At 59.8% G+C, this 21,883-nt stretch carries 9 protein-coding genes; 3 read left to right on the top strand and 6 right to left on the bottom strand.

All coding sequences use genetic code 11. The features are described 5' to 3' along the window. Positions 1-35 precede the first annotated feature (35 nt). The 3 genes from U1A53_RS13615 to lepA form a co-directional block, all read right to left on the bottom strand. Positions 36-7,967: a cadherin-like beta sandwich domain-containing protein gene (locus tag U1A53_RS13615; protein WP_322281706.1), complete on the bottom strand. Its 7,932-nt coding sequence runs from the start codon at positions 7,965-7,967 to the stop codon at positions 36-38. A gap of 357 nt (positions 7,968-8,324) precedes the next feature. Next, a complete protein-coding gene (locus tag U1A53_RS13620; RefSeq protein WP_322281708.1) occupies positions 8,325-13,142 on the bottom strand; it encodes a S8 family serine peptidase in 4,818 nt (1,605 codons plus the stop codon). Positions 13,143-13,553: 411 nt separating this feature from the next. After that, complete coding sequence (lepA, locus tag U1A53_RS13625) at positions 13,554-15,350, bottom strand: translation elongation factor 4 (protein ID WP_322281710.1); 1,797 nt, start codon at positions 15,348-15,350, stop codon at positions 13,554-13,556. A 98-nt stretch (positions 15,351-15,448) separates the two neighbouring features. Between lepA and U1A53_RS13630 the strand changes: the two genes are divergently transcribed. Further along, positions 15,449-15,730 carry a 4a-hydroxytetrahydrobiopterin dehydratase gene (locus tag U1A53_RS13630; protein ID WP_322281712.1) on the top strand — a complete coding sequence of 94 codons (282 nt, stop codon included), beginning with the start codon at positions 15,449-15,451 and terminating at the stop codon, positions 15,728-15,730. Between the two features lie 29 nt (positions 15,731-15,759). Here U1A53_RS13630 and U1A53_RS13635 read toward each other — a convergent pair whose 3' ends face one another. Next, positions 15,760-18,246 (bottom strand): Amuc_1098 family type IV pilus outer membrane protein, encoded by a 2,487-nt coding sequence (locus U1A53_RS13635; protein ID WP_322281714.1) that lies wholly within the window; start codon positions 18,244-18,246, stop codon positions 15,760-15,762. Between the two features lie 261 nt (positions 18,247-18,507). Between U1A53_RS13635 and U1A53_RS13640 the strand changes: the two genes are divergently transcribed. Both U1A53_RS13640 and U1A53_RS13645 read left to right on the top strand, forming a co-directional pair. Beyond that, complete coding sequence (locus tag U1A53_RS13640; protein WP_322281715.1) at positions 18,508-19,494, top strand: malate dehydrogenase; 987 nt, start codon at positions 18,508-18,510, stop codon at positions 19,492-19,494. Positions 19,495-19,672: 178 nt separating this feature from the next. Beyond that, complete coding sequence (locus U1A53_RS13645) at positions 19,673-21,085, top strand: DUF1501 domain-containing protein (protein ID WP_322281717.1); 1,413 nt, start codon at positions 19,673-19,675, stop codon at positions 21,083-21,085. 156 nt (positions 21,086-21,241) lie between these two features. Here U1A53_RS13645 and U1A53_RS13650 read toward each other — a convergent pair whose 3' ends face one another. Together U1A53_RS13650 and U1A53_RS13655 are read right to left on the bottom strand one after the other, a co-directional pair. Continuing rightward, complete coding sequence (locus U1A53_RS13650) at positions 21,242-21,409, bottom strand: hypothetical protein (protein WP_322281718.1); 168 nt, start codon at positions 21,407-21,409, stop codon at positions 21,242-21,244. A gap of 14 nt (positions 21,410-21,423) precedes the next feature. Then, complete coding sequence (locus tag U1A53_RS13655; protein ID WP_322281720.1) at positions 21,424-21,555, bottom strand: hypothetical protein; 132 nt, start codon at positions 21,553-21,555, stop codon at positions 21,424-21,426. Positions 21,556-21,883: the final 328 nt, after the last annotated feature.

Below are 21,883 nucleotides of genomic sequence, written 5' to 3' on the forward strand. Positions count from 1 at the left end.
CCGCCCGGATGCAAGCGTCGCCTGAACGCCGGTGCTCACGGCGGTGCCGTCACCTTCAGATGCACAAAGCGATGACCAGTGCTGCCGGCGGGCAGCGTGGCCTTCACCTGCTGCACGGTGCCGTTGTCGGAGAGGATGTTTTCGGTCACGCCAGTGGTGCTCCAACTGCTGCCGGGAAGGTCGTCGCTCCATTCCACGGTGAAGGCCGTGCCCGCATTCAGCGCAGCCACGCTGCGGGTGTAGGCGAACTCAAACACCGCGCCGTTGCGCGTCGTGGTGATGGGCAGGGTGCTCGCGGTGGTGGGATTGAGGTTGCAGGCCCACTCGATTAGGTTCGGGAGTCCATCCTTGTCGAAGTCGAAACTGTCCGCGGCGTTGCCACTGTTTGACGTGCTGCCGAAGTAGGTCTGTCGCCAGCTTTCCGTGGCGCTTTGACGCGTTACAGTGACGGTGTAAGGGGATGTGGTGGCTCCATCCTGCGCTGTGACGACGACACTAATGCTGTTGACTCCCACCGCGAGGCTGATCGCACCGCTGGCGCTGCCGGAAACAACTGCGATGTTGTTCACCTTCACCGCTGCGGTGGCATCTGCCACAGTCGGTGTCACTGTGATCGAACTGACCGCGTTGGCGACAGTGACGGTGTAGGTCAGCGTGGACGATGCAAAGACAGGGGTGAGCGTGCCGCTGCTCAGGTCCAGGGCGCTCAGATTGGCGTTGTTGGAGGCGAACTCATCCGCGCCGATATCAGGCGCTATGAGATCACGAGACTCGCCATCATAGTCGTCCGTGATACCGGCCACGGGCGTGCCGGTTGCGCTGACCAAGGGGTTGCCGCCGGGGACGAGGTGCAGGTCACCGGCAGCGACGTTCATGAACATCGCGGTGGTAAAGTTGCCGCCAGGGTTGCTGGCTTGCGAGTTGGCGTCGCCGCCGGTGCTGGTTTGCCAAGTCGCGAAGGTCACGGGCACGGGCGTGCCGCTGGTGGCACTGAAGTCCATGAAGCTTGCAGGCGTCGCGCCGGTGCCGGAATAGACGTTGTAGTTCGCGATGTAGCTGCCACCCGTGGTTTCGCTGCCGGCAGCGAAATGGCTGCCGGTGCCGCCGGTTCGACTGTTGAAGAAGATGTTGTTACGCGCTACATGTGTCGTGGCTCCAGAGCGCAGGCTTGCCCCAGAGGTAAAATTGGCGCTGGAAATCCCACCAATGAGGATGGAATTGTAGAACACATAGCACACACTGCCGGAAGATCCCTGGTCGAGAAATCCGTAGATGGTCCGGTTGATGGTCGCGGCAGGGACGAGGGTGATTTGGTTGTTGACCACGTTGAGCGTCGAGCCAGTGCCGCCACTTGCGTAGATGCCATAGACGCTGGTCGTGCCAGCGCTCCCGCTAAAGTTAGTGATGCGATTGCGGGAGACCGTTGTGGTGCTGATGCCGCTGAAAGTGATACCGTAGCTCTGACTGCCGGTTGTTAGCAGGTCGTGGATGTAGTTGCCAGTGATGACGTTGGTACCGACGCCATTCATCCGAATGCCATACACGGTGAAGGTTGCAGGATTTATTTCATAAATGTTGTTTCCGGAGATCGTCCACGACTCGTTGCCTGTGGAGTCGATAACAGCACCAGCACCACTAAAGTTAAACAGTTCATTGTTCGAAATGGTGTTATCCGAGTTCACGATGGCCTGGGAACTACCAATGGAACCAATCAAATAAAACGGCACACCCGCTGCCGAACTCAAGTCGCGCACTTGATTGTCGGTAATGAGATTGTTGTCATTACCCGTTACCACCCCAGTACTCAGGCCGACGACGCCGATGAAACTCGATGTCGCCCCTTCCACGATGCAACTGCGTACAGTATTGTTGCTCGCGTCGTTGATCAAAAGGATAGTATTAGAGAAACTGCTGGTGCTCGAATTGCGGAAGGTCAAATACCGGCCTGTACCGCCGTAGCGTCCGTCAATGATCACTCGATCGGCTCCGTTGAGCCGGACCAAACCGCTCGCCGAGGTGCCCGAGATGGTTTTCATCGTGGCGCTGCCGGGTTGAATCGTGACGCTGACGGCGCTAGGCGGATACTCGTTGGCATTGAATTCGTTCAAGCCGTTGCTGCCGTCCTCGGCCAAATCGCTGGTGATGTTGATGACGAGGTTGCCCGTTACCACGGAACCATTGATAGCCGCGAACAATCCGCCTGCGCCACCAAGGCTGGAATAGTCACCGCCAACACCCACGGTCTTTGTGCCGCTAATGATGGGAACGATGCTGTAGCTCTTCACGCCGGCACTCGGTTTGGCGTTCAAGTTCTGCACAGGCGGACTCGCGGCGGCTCCGGTTCCGGCGGGGCTGGACCCGAGATTGTTCGCCGCGTCTTGCGCGACGACGAAGTATTGAATCGTATCACCAGGAGTCGCGCTGCCGCTTCCGCCGACGCCATTATAAAGGAGGGAGTAATCAATTGTAAAACTGAAGGGACTGGTGCTGTTGCTGGCGGCCACATACTTCCAGCCGTTGGCGGCAGAGGTGTTGCCGTCAAACACCTCGGCATCGGTGGACTTTTTGTAGTAGAGCCGCGGTGCGTTCGCGCCGCCCGCCACACCCACATTGTCCGCGATGACGGCGAAGCCCGTCAGTGTGCGATTCGCGGTCGAGCCGCTGGTCAGTGTCTGGTAGCTGATGGCAGGCGCGTAAATGTCGCCGGAAGACGAGGTGAAGTTTTCGGCGTCCGCGCCGATGTCAGTGGGCGTGAGACCGCTACGCGTCTGGCCATCAAAATCATCCGTGACTGCCGTGATGGGTAATGCACCGCTTTCCCCCGGATTGCTTGCCTGCAAGTGCAGATCCACCGCCGTAGCATCGCCAGTGGCGTTGACAAACAGCGGGTTCACCGCCGCGCTTGTGGCGTCCTGTCCGGTCGCGGTTCGCCATAGTGCAAGAGTGGTGCGATCAGCGCTGTTGTAGCGGCCCAGCACGCCGCCGGCGCCACTGGCAAAGTAGATATTGCCGCCAGCCGTCAGGCCAGTGGGGTTCACTGTCGTGCCGCCATATTGTACTGCGTAATGCTTGCCCGTGCCGCCGCTGTTGCCACGTCCGTTGACGAAAATATTGTTCTGGAAGGAACGGGCATTGTTCACCCCTGAATTGATAAAAGCATAGGTGCTGGCCGTGCCCGATGTCTGTGTGCCGTCGATATAACCTGAGTTGTGGTAGAAGTTCCGACCCACATCTGAACCGCCGTCCCAGATGCCGTACACGTTGGAAGCACCCGCCGTGCTCGTCCCCACTGCATTGATGCCCACGCGTACCATGTTGTTCTGTGCGGTGAAAGATCCAGCGTCGAATTGCATGCCTATCAAGTTGGACGATGCGCTGGTGGATGAAACCGCCAGGCTGTGCACCCAATTCCGTGCGATCACGTTCGTGCCGCTGGTCGCTCCGGTATAATAGATGCCCGTCACCCAGACTCCCGCCGATGCTGCCGTGTTAGCGAGCGAATGCACGACGTTTTGGGAGACGGTTTGACCAGCCGACGAAGAGAATTGAAAAATGCCGATCACCGACGCTGAATTATAGATGTTCGCGTTCTGGCTCGTCGTCGAAAGGTTGCGGACGGTGTTGCTGATGATGGTGTTCGCTCCGGCAGAAGTGACAATCCCGCGAATCTGACCGTCGTTGGCGGTGCCTGCGAAATTGTTGTTGAGATTGGCCACCGTGTTACCCGTGATGCTCGCGCTGATCGTGCTGGAACTGAGAATGCCGGCGACTTGCTGTCCGAGCAAGGTGGACGAAGTAGCGGCATTGAGGCTGTTGGCGGTGATCGTGCTACCGATGGTGTTGCCGGAGATAGTGTTCGCTCCGGCGGTGACCTGAATGCCGACGAGCGAAACAGAAATTGTGGAACCGGTGCCGTTGGTCGAGATGGAGCCGATGCTGTTGTTTGCGATGGCGACCGCGCTACTGCTTCCCGAACTGATACCGAAGGTAGTGGCGAAATTTCCCGAAGTGGTGACAGTGATTGATCCCGTTCCGGTGCCGGTGCCAATGGTGTTGCCCGTCACCGTGCCGAGACTCGCCGCACCCGCCTGTATATAAATCCCGCTCCACACCCCGGACAGCGTGGAGTTATTGGCGGAACTCGTCCAGACGATGTTTTGAATGATGTTGCCCTGCACGTTGCTCGGCGTAGTGGTGCCGACATTGAGTTGGATGCCGACGAAGCGATACGCCGCCGAGGTGCCGGTCGTCGTCCATGCCGCACCACCTGCGTTAGGTGCGCTGCCGCCGATGAGGTTACCAGTCACTGTAAAGTTGTTGCCAGAGGTACTGTTGAGGTAGATGGGCCGGACAAATGCCCCCACCACCGTGCGGCTGGCGGTTTGATAAAAGCTGTTGCCCGTGAGCGTCCAGTCGGTGTTGCCATCGTCGAGCCGCACACCAGCCGCATCACTCGCGGTGGCGGCGTAAAAATTGAAGATGTTACAATTGGAGACTGTATTGCCACTGTTGTTCTGCGCCGTGGTGGTGGTAGTGCCCAACGTGTAGAGTCCGTTGACCGGCAAAGACGCGCCATCGCTGATGTCACAGTGGTCGAGAGTGTTGTTATCGTTGCCGTTCGCCCCCGTGGTGGTGCTGAAAACGACCACGCCGCTAGTGCCGCTGGTGTTCACGCCTCTGAGCGTAGTGTAGCGGACGGTGTTGTTGCTGGCCTCGTTGATGAAGCGCAGCGCCCTGCCGGAGGTGCTGGTGTTAGAGATGCTCAACTGCGACACCGTCCCCATGCCGCCAGGCCGACCGTCAATGGTGAGGAAGGTGGCACCATTCAAATCTACCGTGGCCGCGGTGGTGTTCGCGCTGGAGATAGACAGCCCCGTTGCCCCAAGCTCGGGTCTTAGTGTGATGGTATTCCCCGCCGCGGTGCCGAGATTGGTGAAGACGAGCGGGAAGGTCTCGGCGGTGCTGACATAGGCCGCCTGCAACTCCAAGGTGAGCGCGCCGGACAGACCAACGGCTTGAATCGCGCTGATCGCCGCGCTGATGGTGGCGTAGTCCCCCGTGGGACCGATGGTTTTGGTGCCGATGGGTGCGGCGATGATGCTGTAGCTGTTCAAGGTGGCGTGCGCGTTGACGTTCTGCACGGGCGGAGTCGCGGCGGCTCCGGCACCGGCGGGACTGGAACTGAGGTTGTTCGTCGCGTCCTGCGCGACGACGAAGTATTGGATCACATCCCCGAGGCTCACGCTGCCGCCGTTGATGAGCGAGTAATCCATGGTGAAGCTGAACGGACTGGTGCCATTGCTGGCGGTCACATACTTCCAGCCGTTACCTGTCGAATCGTTGGGCACACCAAACACATCGGCATCGGTGGACTTCTTGAAGTAGAGCCGCGGTGCGGTCACGCCACCCGCCACGCCGACGTTGTCCGTGATGGTGGCAAAGCCCGTCAGTGTGCGGTTACTCGTCGTACCGCTGGTCAGCGGCAGGTAGCTGATGGCTGGCGCGAAGACATCGCTGCTGACGGTAAAATTCCCGGCATCCGCTCCGATGTCAGCGGGAGTGAGACTGCCGCGTATCTGGCCATCGAAATCATCCGCGACCGCCGCGATGACCAGGCCGCTGCCCTCCGCCGGATTGCTCGCTTGCAAGTGCATATCCACCGCTGTGGCATCCCCGGTGGCATTGACGAACAGCGGGTCCACCACCGCGCTCGTCACATCCTGCCCGGTCGCGGTCTGCCACGCGGCGAGGGCGGTGCGGTCGGCGCTGTTGTAAAAGCCGAGCACGCCGCCGGTGCCGCTGACAAAGAAGATGTTGCCGCCAGCCGTCAGCCCCGTGGGGTTAACGATAGTGCCGCCGTAGTTGACGGCATAGTGCTTGCCGGTACCGCTGCTGTTGCTACGAGCGTTGACAAAGAGATTGTTCTGGAAGGCGCGGGCGTTGCTCGAACCAGAGCTGGTGAAAGCGAGCGTATTGGTCGCGCCCGAGCTTTGCGCACCACCAACATGGACGGAGTTGTGGTAGAAGTTCCTGCCTGCATCCGTGCCGTTGTCATAGATACCACGCACGTTGGATGCGCCCGCCGTACTGGCCCCGGCCGCATTGATGCCAACGCGCACCATGTTGTTCTGCGCGTTGAACATGCCAGCACCGATGTACATTCCATTAACCACCGATGATGTGCTGGTGGATGAGACAGCAAGGCTGTGCACCAAATTCCGTGCGATGACGTTTGTCCCGCTGGTCGGACCGGAGAAGTAAATTCCGGTCACCGAGACCGCCGCCGAGACCGCCGTGTTGGCAAGTGAATGCACGATGTTTTGGGACACAGTTTGGCCCGCCGTCGTGGCGGTCTGAAGGATGCCGTAAACCGATTGTGCAGCGACTGCGTTCGCGTTCCTGCTCGTCGTCGAGAGATTGCGGACAATGTTGCCAGTGATAGTGTTCCCCCCCGAGGAAGTGACAATTCCTCGAATTTGGCCTGAAGTAAGGGTGTGGTTATAGTTGTTATTGAGATTGGCAACTGTGTTGTCCGCGATACTCGCACTGGTCGTGCTGGAGCTAAGAATGCCGGTGACTTGCTGGGTGAAAGTGGTGTCGGTGGATAAGGTGGCAGCGTTGAGGCTGTTGGCGGTGATGGTACTGCCGACAGTATTGCCTGAAATGGTGTTCGCTCCAGAGGTGACTTGAATGCCGACGAGTGAGCCAGAAACAGAGGCTGCGGAACCGTTTGCAGTGATGGATCCCACGGTGTTGTTGGCGATGGTGACTGCACCACTGCTGTCCGAGCCGATGCCGAATGTTGTGCCGCCGCCGCCCGAAGTCGTGACAGAAACCGATCCCGTTCCTGTAGCGTTGCCGATGATGTTGCCCGACACGGTGCCGAGGTTGACAGCACCCGTTTGCAAATAAATTCCACTCCACACCCCGGGCAGCGTGGTAACGCCGCTGCCACTCGTCCAGACCATGTTTTGAAGGGTGTTGCCTTGTACACTGCTCGGCGTGGTGGTGCCGACATTGAGCTGGATGCCGACGAAACGATAATTTTGCAAGGTGCCGGTCGTCGCCCATGCCGCGCCGCCCGCGTTGGGCGCTCTGCCTCCTACGAAGTTGCCCGTCACCGTGAAGTTGTAACCTGAGGTATTATTGAGGTAGATGGGCCGAACAAATGCCCCCACCGCCGCACGGCTGGCGGTTTGGTAAAAGCTGTTGCCTGTGAATGTCCAGTCGGTGTTGCCGCTGTCGAGTCGCACACCCGCCGCGTCGATCGCAGTGGTGGCGTAGAAATTGAAGATGTTGCAATTGGAGACGGTGTTGCTGCTGTTGTTCTGCGCCGTGGTGGTGATGGTGCCAAGCGCGTAGAGGCCGTTGGCCGGGGTGCTCGCGCCGTCACAGATGTCGCAGTGGTCGAGGGTGTTGTTGTCGTTGCCGTTCGTGCCTGTGGTGGTGCTGAAGACGACGGTGCCGCTGGTGGCACTGGTGTTCACCCCTTTGAGCGCGATGTAACGGATGATGTTGTTGCTCGCCTCATTGATGAAGCGTAGCGCTCTGCCTGAAGCACTGGTATTTGCGATGTTCAACTGCGACGCCGTCCCTGCCCCGCCAGGTCGGCCGTCAATGGTGAGGAACTGCGCCCCGTTCAAATCCACCGTTGCCACCGTGGTGTTCGCGCTGGAGATGGCGAGGCCCACTGCGCCGGTTTGCGGACGCAGCGTGACGGTGTTCGCCGCCGTTGTGCCAAGGTTGGTAAAGGTGACGGGGAAGGTCTCGACGCTACTGAGGTAGCTGGGCTGGAGTTCCAGCACGAGCGCACCGGAAAGCGTCTGCGTCTGTATATCCGTGATGGCCGCGCCGATGCTGGCATAGTCCCCAGTGGGGCCGATGGTCTTGGTGCCAGAGAGCGGAGCACTCTGCGCTGGCAACACGAGCAATAGCAGGACAAGCGCCCGCACAAAAAGCGTGGTCATGAGATGAACTGAAAACTTAGGATGTAGCACGTTGTCTTCTTCTCAATCCGGCAAACGTATCGGCATTAATTCGGAATTAATCGGTGCGTGCGCAGAATAGTTAAATGCAAGCGTGAGTGTCGAGCAAAAATTGCCTGAAAGGCGATAGAATAAACCCGTCAGATCAGAGCGAAACATCACTGAACAGGAGCAGTGGCAGTCACGACGCAAGTAGCAAATGACGCTTGGGACACAGGAGCAGTCGGCTTGACGCAGTCTCAGTTGTTCTTCAAGACTTCAATGAAGGCTTCCGGCGGGATGTTCACGCGGCCTATGGCTTTCTTTTCTTGCCTTCTCTCCTCTAGTTTGAATGCGCTTTTAAGGCGGTGCCGTCACCTTCAGATGCACAAAACGGTGGCCGGCGCTGCCAGCAGGCAGCGTGGCCTTCACTTGCTGCACAGTGCCGTTGTCGGAGAGGATCGACTCACTGACACCCGTCGTCTGCCAGTCGTTGGCCAGCGTGTCACTCCACTCCACAGTGAAGACGGCTCTGGCAGTCACGGCAACAACGCTGCGGGTGTAGGTGAACTCGATGCTGGCCCCGTTGACCGTGGCAGGGGTCGGCAGGGTGCTGCTCGTAGTCGGGTTCAGGCCACCGGCCCACTCCAGCAGATTGGACACGCCGTCGCCATCGGGGTCGGCGCTGTCGGCGGCGTTGCCCGTATTGGTGGTGGTGCCGAAGTAGGTCTGCCGCCAGCTTTGCTGACTGCTGAGTGCATAGGTCACGCTCGCCGTGTTGGAGGCGGTGTTGGGGTTGCCCGTCGCATCCTGCGCTGCTGCCGCAGTTACTTGGCACGTCACTGATCCCTGGCTGACAGGCGTCACTGGCAGCGTGTAAGTGGTGCCGCTGCCAGACAACGCGCCCTTGGTGCCATTGCCGACCGCGATGGCATCTGCCGACAGACCGGTCACCGCCTCGGCGAAGGTCAGCGTGAAGGTGATGGGCGAATCGCTGGTCGAAGTGCCGCTGGGCGTCACCACCACCGTTGGCGCCACCGAGTCGTAGGTCACTGACGCGGTGTTGGACGCCGTGTTTGGGTTCGCGGCGGCATCCTGCGCGGCACTGGTGTTGACCTGGCAGGTCACTGCTCCTTGCGCGGAGGGTGTCACCGGCAGCGTGTAAGTCGTCCCGCTGCCAGAGAGTGCGCCTTGGGTGCCGTTGGTGACCGTGATGCCGCTGGTGGCCAGTCCCGTGACCGCCTCGGAGAAGGTGAACGTGAAGGTGATGGGGGAACTGTTGGTTGACGTGCCCGAAGGTGTCACGGCCACCGTGGGTGCCACGGTATCGTAGTTCACCGAGGAGGTGTTCGACGCAGTGTTGTTGTTCGAGGCGGCATCCTGGGCGGCATTGGCGGTCACTTGGCAGGTCACTGGCCCCTGGCCGGAGGGCGTCACTGGCAAGGTGTAAGTGGTGCCGCTGCCTGACAGCGCGCCCGTGGTGCCGTTTGTCACGGCAATGCTGCTTGCCGCGAGTCCGGTCACAGATTCAGAGAAGGTCAGCGTGAATGTAATCGGCGTATTGTTGGTGCTGATGGCGTCAGGTGTTACAACGACGCTCGGAACCACGGTGTCATAGGTCACTGAGGCGGTGTTGGAGACGAGGTTGTCGTGGCCTGCGGAATCCTGCGCCGCTGCGGCAATGACCTGGCAAGTCACCGCGCCTTGACCGCCCGGTGTCACGGGCAAAGTGTAGGTGGTGCCGCTGCCAGACAGTGCCCCCTTGCTGCCATTGGTCACGGAGATGCCGCTGGTGGTCAAGCCCGTCACCGCCTCGGCGAAGGTCAGCGTAAAGGAAACAGGCGCACTGTTGGTCGTGGTGCCATTGGGAGAAACAGTCACCGTCGGCGGCGGGTCGTCGAGGAGGGTCAATGCCGCAGTCGTTTGCGTCCCAAGAACTGCGGCTCCAGTGGGTGAGCTCAAGGTTAGATTGATGGTTTCATCACCTTCATTGATGCTGTCGTTGGTAATAGGAACAGAGAAAGTCTTGACCAGTTCGCCTGCCGCGAAGGTGAGCGTGCCGCTGGTGGTGGTGTAGTCGCTGCCAGCGATGGCGGTGCCGTTGCTGGTGGCGTAGTTAACGGTGGCGCTGCCTTCCTTGCCACCCGTGCGCGTGACGGACACGGCGATGCTGCCCGCAGCCTCGCCACCGCTGGGGGCGGCCTGCGTGAGCATGACATTGTCCGTGCAGGTGACGGTGGTGAAGAAGAGCTTCCAGTTGGTGAGTGAACCCGAATCACCGGCGGCGAAGTCCTGCATGTAGAGCTTCCATGTGCCGTCGGCGGGCACCCCGCGGTACTCGCTCATGGTGTAGGCCACCTCGGCAGCGGTATCGCCAGTGAAAACCCGAGAGCTGTAATAGTTGACTGGCTTGTAGCTGCCGGAGGGCAAGGCACCTGAGAATGGAAAGACGATGGCGGCATTGTCATCGAAGGTGATGTTGACGGCGCTGACAGGAGCCTCGGGGCCGCCACAAAAGAGGCGGATTTTCAAAGCGTCTGGCCCGTGCAGCAATGCACCGACATCGTCAATGTATGTATGCGTGAGACCATTGATCTGCGCGGTCATGTCCTGCACACGCCCCACGAGACCGGAGACGGCCAGATTCGAGGGCGAGGGCGATCCGACAGTGTTGTCATTGACGGTGATGGCACCACCGGTGAAGGTGGCTGAGGCCGAGGTGCCCAGCGGGATGCTGATATTTGCGAAGCCGAGGTCCGTGGCACCATCTTGGAGCTTCAGTAACAGCGGTATCGACGAGCCACAGCCGCCGTCGAGTTTGAATGAAAACGTGCGTGTCACCGTGGCTCCGCCAGCCGTCAGAGCACCGTAGTTCTGTGCCGCGGAAGGCTCGCGCACGCCGCCGATGGCCTGGAGCGTGGCAGTGAGGCTGCTGGTGGCCGCAGCGCCGATGTTTTTCAGCCCGAGGCTGAAGGTGACGGCCTCCCCTGGATCGGCAGCGGTGTTGGCGGGCAGGTTTCCTTCCGCGCTGAGGGTAGCGGAGGCACCGGCGATGCGTGCGGCGGCATTCGTCGTGCCAAGCAGCTTGATGGTGACGGCAGTGAGCGTGCCAGCGTCTGCGAGAACTCGGTCAGCTACTTTCACCGTCCAGTTTCCCGCAGCGGTCTCACCCCAGTGCCGCACGGAGCTGTAAGTCCAGGAGAGGTTGTCGCTGCCGTCGTTGCTGGCATTCGCCAGCTTGCTGACCATGCCGGAGGGGGATGTCAGGATCACCTCCAGATCTCCCCGCGCCGTGTGCGTGGCATTGACGGTGACGGTGACATGCTCCACACGAAAGTTCGCCGTGGCGAAGTTCAGCGTGCGCGTGACTCCGGTGGAACTGTTGTCGGGAATGGCGACGGCGAGGCCGGTCTGCGAGACCTGTGTCGTGGACAACGCGGGCAGGTTTGTCCATTGCTGCGCCAGCGCGACGGCGGCAGCGGCATCGATCATGCCAGCGCCGTATTTGTGATTGAAGGAAAGTCCTGCGGCATTGGTGGCCCATTCGGGGTCGGTGCGGTGGTTCTTCCGTGCTGTGTGGATGAGGATCTCCTGCACGTCGCGCCAGCCGAGGTTGGGATTCGCCTGGAGAATGAGCGCGACGATGCCGGAGACGAGCGGGCAGGCGGAAGAGGTACCGCTAAAGCGGTTGGTATAATTGCGATCCGCCAAATCACTGGTACCAGCGGTGGTATTGTTGTCCCCTCCTTCACCCGTGAGGTCAGTGGTGCGGATGCCCTCATTGTGCAAGCCGCCGCTGGAAGGCGCTGAGATGAGAAGATTCGCCCCAAGTTCACTGTAGTAGCTCTGAAAGCCGAAATCATTCACAGCGGCTACTGCGATGACATAGGGCGAACCGGCATAGCCGTCCATGTTTGAGTTATCCCCGTCGTAGAAGCCGTTGCCACCTGCAAAGACGTAGATCACGCCCTTCCCACCACGCCCGCTGGTGATGCCGGTCTCCAGTGCCGCCGTGGCCAATGCGCCAGGGCCGCCGTAACCGCTGCCGTCAGGCCAGCCCCACGAATTGCTCTTCACATGAATGACATCATTGTTGAGGAGGAAGGCATCCGCTTCGTTTTGATCGGTATTGGCCGCGGCAATGAGCCGGAAGCCGGCCAGCGTGGCTTCTGGTGCCGCACCGGAGACACCGATGCCGTTGTTCCCGCGCGCAGCAGCGACACCGGCACAAGCCGTGCCATGCGAGTCAGCCACGAGATCAACAGGAGCGGGATCAGCGTCGTTGCTGTTGAAATCGAAATCGATCGCCGTGTTGTAATTCGGCTGAATATCCGGGTGCGTGTGCTCCACACCGTCATCGACGATGCCAATGGTGATGCCCGTGCCTTTGTAGCTGTCCCATGCGGTGGTAATGTTCGTGTCAATCCACAGCGCGCCGCCAAGTTGAGTCGTGTTCCGATGGTGCCACTGCTCGGAGAAGAGCGGATCATTCGGCGTGAATTTCTTCGCCTTCTGCGTGGCCAGCAGAACCTCGGCGCTTTCGACATCCGGCTGCGCTCGCAGAATCTCCATCGCCACCAGTGCGCCCTCGGAGGTCGTGGCGTCGAGGATCACATAACCCGGCGCATAACCGGGCTGGCTGGCAATCTTTACGTCCGCGCTTTTTGCCACCGTTTCGCCCGTGGCACCGTCCTTGAGCTTCACCAGCACCTGGCGCGTGACATAATGCCGCACCTTCTCCGCACCACGGTGTGCTTTTGGGCCGCCATCCTTCTCTGTGAGCACGAGTTCGACTTCCGAAGCCGGTGCCGAGCGTGAACGCACAGATTTCGCCTCCGTGGCAAGATCGGTGCCCGAGAACTTCGTGATCGTCCGGCGGCCATCGGGTTGTTTAACGGCTATCTCATCCGCCACGAGTGTGAGATGGCGTTTCGTGCCTCCAGTCGAGATTTCGTAGCTTGGCCTCAAAGCACCACCGCCAGATGCGGCAAGCGTGCTATTTGAGGTTTGTGCTGGAGTATCCACCGCCTTGAGGCTTTGCAGCTTCATGCCTGCGGAAGGCGCTTCAATGGTTGCGGTCCACCAGACCCCCGCAATACCAGCCGTCATGACTAGAGCCAGCAGGGCGAAGAATGTCTTCTTCCTCTCTGGGGAACGATTAGGTGCTTGCGTTTTCATTTCGGGCTATGTGACCGACTGTTCAATGTCTGAATATCCGTAGAGCCAGATTTTGTCACAAGCGCTTCGACGGACTGCTGGAAACAGGGAGGCACGCTCCGTGCCACAGCTTCCTCTCCGCCGAAGGAGGATGAGACCGACGTCACGTTCCGCCGAACTGGGCCACCCAGTCGTCCAGCCGCCGAACATGGAAACCGAGAGATTCATCAAGGGCGATTAAATGGAAATTGGGAAAATGCGTCAATGGGTATTTTCTAATGATGCCTGCGTCCGCTATCTAGGCTCTGCCCTTGAACGCCACGACCAGATGTCACGGCGCCAGTGCCTACCCACCCATGGTTGCCCCCCTCGATCACAATTGATCCTGTGTCGCGTTTCGCCGTTTTCCCACGTCAAAGGCAGCGTGATCGCTCAGTTGTTCTTCAGCACCTCAATGAACGCCTCCTGCGGGATGTTCACGCGGCCAATGGCCTTCATGCGCTTCTTCCCTTCCTTCTGTTTCTCGAGGAGCTTGCGTTTGCGGGAGATGTCACCGCCGTAGCACTTGGCGGTCACGTCTTTGCGCAGGGCGCTGATGGATTCGCGGGCGATGAACTTGCCGCCGATGGCGGCCTGGATGGCGACGACGAAGAGCTGCTGCGGGATGACTTCCTTGAGCTTGGTGCAGAGCTGGCGGCCCCGGCTTTCGGCCTTGCCGCGATGCACGATGCAGGAGAAGGCATCAACGGGATCGCCTGCGATGAGGATGTCCATCTTCACGAGGTCGTCAGCCTTGTAGCCGGCGTGCTCGTAATCCATGCTGCCGTAGCCACGGGTGATGGACTTGAGCTTGTCATTGAAGTCCACGAGGATCTCATTGAGCGGGAGGACGGTGTGCAGCATGACGCGGCGGTCATCGAGGGTCTCGGTGGTATCGACGGTGCCGCGCTTGTCCATGACGAGCTGCATGATGTCGCCGATGTACTCATTTGGGATCATGATGAACACCTTGACGATGGGTTCGCGGATCTCGTCGATCTCGTTGGCGGCCGGCAGAAAGCTGGGATTATCGACCATCATCTCAGTGCCGTCAGTTTTGCGCACTTCGTAAATGACGGAGGGATAGGTGGAGATGACATCCATCTGGAATTCGCGGCGCAGACGCTCCTGCACGATCTCCATGTGCAGCAGGCCGAGGAAGCCGCAGCGGAAGCCGAAGCCGAGCGCAGCGGAGCTTTCCGCCATGAAGCTGAAGGCGGAGTCGTTGATCTGGAGCTTGCCCACGGCGGCCTTGAGCGATTCGAAATCATCCGTACTGACCGGATAGATGCCGCTGAACACCAGCGGGTGGATTTCCTTGAAGCCCGGCAGCGGGAGCGGGGAGGGATGACGCGATTCAGTCAAGGTGTCGCCGATCTTCACATCGGCGGTCGTCTTCACGTTGGCAATGATGTAGCCGACATCACCGGCCTCGAGCTTCTCACAACTCGTCATCTTCGGGCGGAAGATTCCGACATCCTTGATCTCGGAATCATTGCCAGAGAACATCAGGCGCACTTTCTGGCCGCGCGTGATGGTGCCGGAGACGACACGCACATAGCTGACGACGCCACGGTAGGCGTCGAAGACCGAATCAAACACGGTGGCACGCAGGTAGCCGTCGCCGGGATCGGTGGGCGGCGGAATATGGGCGATCACCGCTTCGAGAATGTCCTGGATGCCGATGCCCATCTTCGCGCTCGCCGGCACGGCTTCATCGGCGGAAAGCTGGAGGATGTCCTCAAGCTGGCGTTTCACCTTGTCGATGTCCGCGCTGGGGAGATCGATCTTGTTGATGATGGGGATGACATGGAGGTTCTGGGCGAGCGCCAGATTGAGATTGGCGACGGTTTGCGCCTCCACACCCTGCGAGGCATCGACGAGGAGCAACGCCCCTTCACACGCAGCGAGCGAACGGCTGACTTCGTAGCTGAAATCGACGTGGCCAGGGGTGTCGAGCAGGTTGAGCTTGTACATCTGGCCGTCCCTGGCCTTGTAATTCATCGTGACCGGATGCGCCTTGATGGTGATGCCGCGTTCACGCTCCAGGTCCATGGAATCGAGCAACTGGTCCTGCTGCTGGCGCACCGTGATGGTGTTGGTGAATTCCAGCAGGCGGTCGGAGAGCGTGGTCTTCCCGTGGTCGATGTGGGCGATGATGGAGAAGTTGCGGGTGTTGGCGATGGACATTCGGGGGCTTGGAAGGGGGCGGTGTATCTAGTCCAGTGGCAACAAGAATGCAATTCCGATGCTTGCAGCAGGGTTCCGAATGCCTGATGCTGCCAGCCATGAAGCCGGAGCTTTTGAATGAAGCAGCCGTCCAGCAAGCGCTCATAGCCCTGCCGGGCTGGCAGGTGGAAGGCCGGGAACTGACGAAGGAATTCCAATTTGCCAGTTATCTGGCCGGCATTGAATTTGTACGTCAAGTCGCCCGCCTCGCGGAGGAGATGAACCATCATCCCGACCTGCTGGTACGCTGGCGCAAGGTCAGCGTTCGTTTGACGACCCACAGCGCCGGCGGGCTGACCAAGCTGGATGTTGAGCTGGCTGGAAAGATTGCGGCTCTCTGAGATCCTTCACAGCCTTCGGTGATACGCTCTTACCGGCTCACCGCCGCCGTGTCACGATTGATCTTCTGACCCGAAGGGTCCACCACATCCACCGTGACAAAAATGATGATGTTCTTCGTCTCCGTCTGATTGACGCTGCTTTGGAAAAACCTTCCTACAAAGGGAAGATCGCCAAGAATGGGCAATTTGTCCTCCACGAGCGTGCGCCTCTGAATCTTGGCACCTCCCAACACCACTGTCGCACCATCCCAGATCTTGACACCTGTGGAGACTTTCTGGGTTTTGAAGACGGGCTGCAAGATCATATTGGGCGTGATTAGCTGCTCTGGCTGGCTTATGGGAATGTATGATGTGTTTCCTGGAGGAATCCCGGCGGTCAATTGAATCGGGAGCACACTTTGACTGGCAGGCGAAAAAATCGGCGAACCATAATTCACAAACCCTTCAAACTCGGTCAATTCTGGCGCGATGGTAAGCTCCACACTGCGACCATCCTCGGAAATCACCGGCTCGACTTCCAACATGACGCCTGTTTTTCGCATTTCAAAGGCTGTGGGCGTCGTCGGTGTGGCGATCATCTTCTCAGCCGTGGCTCCTGCGGCAATGATCTGCACTGCTGGCTGTCCCTGAGGGAGCTGCGGCGGATCGAACTCTGTCGGGTAAATTATCTCGCGTGTGATCTCCACCGTGGCTTTGAGACCGTTCTTGGTGGTCACACTGGGAGAGGCGTTGACATCAATTCCCTTTTTTTGCGAGAGGCCGCGCAAAACCGACTGAAACTGCGGATCGGTAAACACACCCGCCAGCGACAATATGCCAGGAGCCACGCTCTGATTTCCCAAAGGCGAACCAGTGCGCAGCAAGCTGTCGAGTGAACTCGCGCCTGCCGCATAAGTGCCGGATCTGAGACCTGAAGTGATGGGGCCGCCGCCGTAGGGGAAGGGAGCTATGGTTCCCGATGGAAGCGGCCCCGCAAGCGCCCCATTGGTAGGAATAGCAGGAAAAACCAATACTGGCGGAGTCCCGGTAAACAGAGCAGGCGTGGTGTAAGGCGTGGAAAACGGATAGCTGGCCGCATTAAAGCCATTGCCATTGCCCACATTGCCGCCTCCAACAAAAACATTGTTCCCATTCATCCCCGCTCCTCCCAGCAGCCAGTCGAAGCCAAGTTCTTCCAGATTCGTCTGGTTCACCTCAAGCATGCGCACCGTGATCACCGCCAGTTTGGGCGCGGACTTGGTCGCCTGTTCCACCAGTAATTCGACCATGTCCATGTTTTGCAACGTATTGCGCACCGTCAGCATGCTGGTGGCGTTGTTGAAGCTGGCGCTGGTCCCCTCCGGGAAAGCCACACCCCGTGCTTCGAGAAACTCCTTGGCCCCCATCCTGCGAATGATAAGTCCTCCACCTCCCCCAGGAGCCTGGGCACCGAACGGATCCGCCGGCGCGGTTGCGGCGGGATCACCCGCCGGTGAGTTTTGGATGAAATCCGGTGGCACGCGGAAGGTGCGCGTCGTGACGGCACTGCCGCGCTCGCTGAGGGAGACAAAGATCACGGCGTGGTCATCGACCTTGTAAGTCACCCCGCTCATTTCGCTCACATAGCGCAGCACCTCCTCCATGGGCACGTTGGAAAGATTCAGGGTGATCGGCTTGTCGCGCGATTCTGGCGGCACGTTCATGACAAAGCTGACTCCCTTGCCCTGCGGATCGAGATCACTGCTGCGCACGCGCAACAGCTCGGCCACCTCATCCAGGGTGGCCCCGGCGAAATCCACCTGTGGGAAAATGAGGGTGCGCAGCTTCTGCGTGATCGACTCACGCCCGCTCTGCGTGTAGCCACGGGACTCGGTGCTGGCACCAAACATCGCGCTGACGTCCAGGGACGACAACGGCACCTGCTCCTCCCACGATTTGTCCACCTCGCCGAGCATCTTGGAGCGCTGGTGATCGTAGGCAGCCTTGTAGTAACGTTGCTTCTCCTGCTCGGCACGCTCCATGCCGCGCCGCGCTGTGCTGTTGGTAGGATCAATCCGCAACACCTCCTGATAGGTGAGGATCGCCTTGTCTGGATCACCAATTTCGATGAACGAGTTCGCCTTGATCAGCAGCGCCTTGACGGCCTGCACACTGCCCACATGCTTCGCTGTGAGCGCAGGCGGAAAACGGTCAGGATCACCAAGGCGTTTTTGCAACGCCAGCACGCGCGCATCATTTGGCGCGACCTCGGGTGACAACAACGTGTCGAGCAGCTTGTTGGCCGCCTCAAGATCCCCTTGGGCCGCCAGTTCCTGGGCATGCAGGCATCCAGCCACCACATAACCATTTCGAGCCGCAAGCCGGTGCTCCTGAGCGAGCGGGATGTTCGGCAGAGCCTCGTACGCGGCGGAAAACACCGCCAGGGCCTCTTCCGCCTTCCGCTCGTCGATCAAATGGTAGCCACGCTCGATTTCGTCACCCGCCTTGTTGACCAGCACGGCACGGCGACGCGCTTCAGCCTGGGCTAATGAAGTCACGGATTCCGGCGGAGCCGCCAAGACCATCCCAGCCCCATGCGTGAGCATCAGGTACACAAAAAATCCACAGCTCGTCAGGCGGCGCAGGGACTTGGCATCAGGGCGTTTCGGGAAAGGCTGCGGAAGCATCAAGGTTTTGGAAAATCGACTTTATAACAGGACTCTGCCCAGCGCCCAAGCATTTTCTGCCACGAATCTCGACCCGGCAGTTGCCCTGCCCGCGCATCTTGCTCTGATGCACGCTCCATTCCCCTCCCATCCATGGCCAAAGCCCCCATCAAAGTCGCAGTCACCGGCGCAGCCGGTCAAATCGGTTACTCCCTCCTCTTTCGCATCGCCTCTGGCACGATGTTCGGCCCGGATCAGCCGGTGATCCTCCAGCTCATCGAAGCGCCGTTTGAAAAGCCGCTGGCAGCCCTTGCAGGTGTCGCCATGGAACTCGATGACTGCGCCTTCCCTCTGCTCAAAGGCATCGTGCAGACCAGCGATCCCGCCGTCGGCTTCAAAGACGCCAACTGGATCCTCCTCGTCGGCGCCAAGCCGCGTGGTCCAGGCATGGAACGTGCCGACCTGCTCAAGGACAACGGCAAGATCTTCATCGAACAGGGCAAAATCATCGACGCCGTGGCCGCTGCTGACGCTCGCGTCGCTGTCGTTGGCAATCCGGCCAACACAAACTGCATGATCGCCGCCTCGCAGGCCAAGCGCCTCACGCCCGACCGCTTCACCGCGATGGTGCGCCTCGATCAAAACCGCGCCCAGACCCAGCTCGCCAAAAAGGCCGGCGTGGACCTCACCACCGTCGAAAACATCTTCATCTACGGCAACCATAGCCCCACGATGTTCCCCGCCTTCGCCCACGCCACCATCGGCGGTAAAGCAGCGGCAGCCGTCATCAATGACCAGGCTTGGTTGGAAGGTCCGTTCTGCGAAACCGTCGGCAAACGCGGCGCTGCCATCATCGCCGCCCGTGGCGCTTCCTCCGCCGCCTCCGCCGCGAACGCCCTCGTCGATCACGTCCGCTCTCTCGTCACTCCCGGCGCGATCCATTCCATCGCCGTGAAAAGCAACGGCCTCTACGGCTTCGATCCCGAAGTCTGGGCCGGCATGCCCGTGCGCACCACGACTCCTGGCAGCTACGAAGTCATCACCAGCTACGAAATGGACGACTTCGCCAAGTCCAAAATCGCCGCCACCAACAAGGAACTCGTCGATGAACGCTCTTTCGTGGCTGACATGCTGAAGTAAGCGCTTCGCGGTCAAGGCTTCGCCTGTCAAAGCATGGCCAAGAGGTCAAGCAGGTGCCGTCTTGACGACTCTTGACTATCCCTTGACCTCTTCCCCCGTCCCATGCCACCCTCCGGGTCGCATGGGACTTTTTTTGCCACTCCCGGCAAAACCACACTCCCGCCCACGTTAAAGCCCCATGCTTTCCACCCGACGCGACTTCTTGCAGACCACTGGCTGCGGCTTCGGCTATCTTGCCTGGCAGGCCATGGCGCAGAGCCAGGCGGCTTTGGCCAATCCTCTCACCATCCGGCGGCCGCATCATCAGCCCAAGGCCAAACGCGTCATTTTCCTCTTCATGCAGGGCGGCGTCAGCCATGTCGATTCCTACGACTACAAGCCCCGCCTGCTCAAAGACGATGGCAAGCTCATCGACGTGGCCGACTCCCGCATTGTGGCGAAGACCGGCAAAGGTGCGCCCCAGCGCGTCATGAAGCCCCTGTGGGACTTCCAGCAGCACGGCGAGACCGGCCACTGGGCCTCGAATCTCTTCCCCCACATCAACCACCACATCGACGACCTCTGCTTCCTGCATGGCATGCACACCGAAGGCGTCGCCCACGGCCCAGCCACGCTCTTCCTCCACACCGGCACCACCAGCTTCATCCGCCCCAGCATGGGTTCCTGGGTGATGTACGGCCTGGGCGCGGAAAATGAAAACCTGCCCGGCTTTGTCACCATCAGCCCCAGCCTGGGCAACGGCGGCCCGCGCAATTACGGCAACAGCTTCCTCCCCGCCGTGTTTCAGGGCACACCCGTCGGCCGCAGCGGCCAGCCGGCCAAAGAATCCACCATCAAAAACATCGCCAACACGATCTGGACTCCCGAGCAGCAGCGCAAGCAGTTCAGCCTGCTCAGCGCCCTCAATGCCGAGCAGGCCGCCAAAGCCATGCCCGGCGACACTGAGATCGACGCCGTCATCCGCAGCTACGAACTGGCCGCACGCATGCAGACCAACGCACCCGGCGCGATGGACATCTCGGACGAATCCGAGGCCACCCTCAAGCTCTACGGCATCAACGAACAGCCCACCGACAACTACGGCCGCCAGTGCCTCATGGCACGCCGTCTCGCCGAGCAGGGCGTGCGCTACATTCAGGTCAATTATGGCGACAACTCCAACAATCCCGCCTGGGATCAGCACTCCAACCTGCCCAAGCACGGCGACCACGCCGCCGCCGTCGATAAACCCATCGCCGGCCTCCTCGCCGACCTCAAGCAACGTGGCCTCCTCGAAGACACCATCGTCTGGTGGGGCGGCGAGTTCGGACGCACCCCCTACGCGCAGAACAACGGCACCGGGCGCGACCACAACCCCCTCGGCTTCACCGTCTGGGTCGCCGGGGGCGGCTTCAAATCCGGCTTCGCCCACGGCGTCACCGACGACATCGGCCACATGGCCGTCGAAGACAAAGTCCACATGCACGACCTGCATGCCACCATCCTCCACCAGCTCGGCCTTGATCACGAAAAGCTCACCTTCCGCCACGCCGGCCGCGACTTCCGCCTCACCGACGTGCACGGGCATGTGGTGAAGGAAATCATCGCTTAAATCTTCTCGTCCCCCTGCTCGAACTCGTCCTCGATTCTACCGCTCCACCAGCACCTAAACCGCCACGGCCAAGGCCAGTCGTCGCACTTCAAAGTTGAAAGTATTCGTTGTCTGGCTGCTCATGAGTCCGGCTGGAGTTGGGAGGTTGAAGCACCACTACCTTTTTGTGCGATTTTGAGGCCATGTGCCATCGATGATGATCGCCGTCATAAAAAGCGCCATGCCGATCCACATCACGTATTCCGATGTGGCTAGCAGCCACCAACAAGCAAGCGCTCCGATCCCCACAATGGTGAGTGCCCAGGAGATATGGCGCGGCGTCATGGACGTTAGTTTTGCTATTTGGCCGAACGTCCCGGATCAGGCGACGGCGAGCGGGAAGCGTCGATGACACGACAGATGCCATACGAGCCGTTGCCTGCATCCGTTTTGTTCGGCTTGGCGATGCTATCGCGGTTTTGCAGCATCATCTTCGTTATGCAAAGTGTAGATGCAACCAGCACCATACGCGGACTCCAGTTGTCTCTTCGCGTCTTCGAGGTCAGTCGCTAAAAAGGTGGTGCGAGTGCCCATCGACTCTGGTTCAGTGCCCCATATCACTGCCTGATATGACCTCAAGGATTGGTTCTCTTTTAAGTTGTCCATCGATCTGGTGAAGCCGAACAGTGTGGATGGTTAACAGAACGTGAGGTTTGTCAGCAGCTTTATAGCCGGCTGATTTGTTGCCTGAGTACAGGTTTCGGGACGCATCGGTGTCGTTTTACCCTCCTAGGTCGTATTCAGGCAACATAATTGTCG

The sequence above is a fragment of the Prosthecobacter sp. genome (assembly GCF_034366625.1).
Lineage (GTDB): Bacteria > Verrucomicrobiota > Verrucomicrobiia > Verrucomicrobiales > Verrucomicrobiaceae > Prosthecobacter.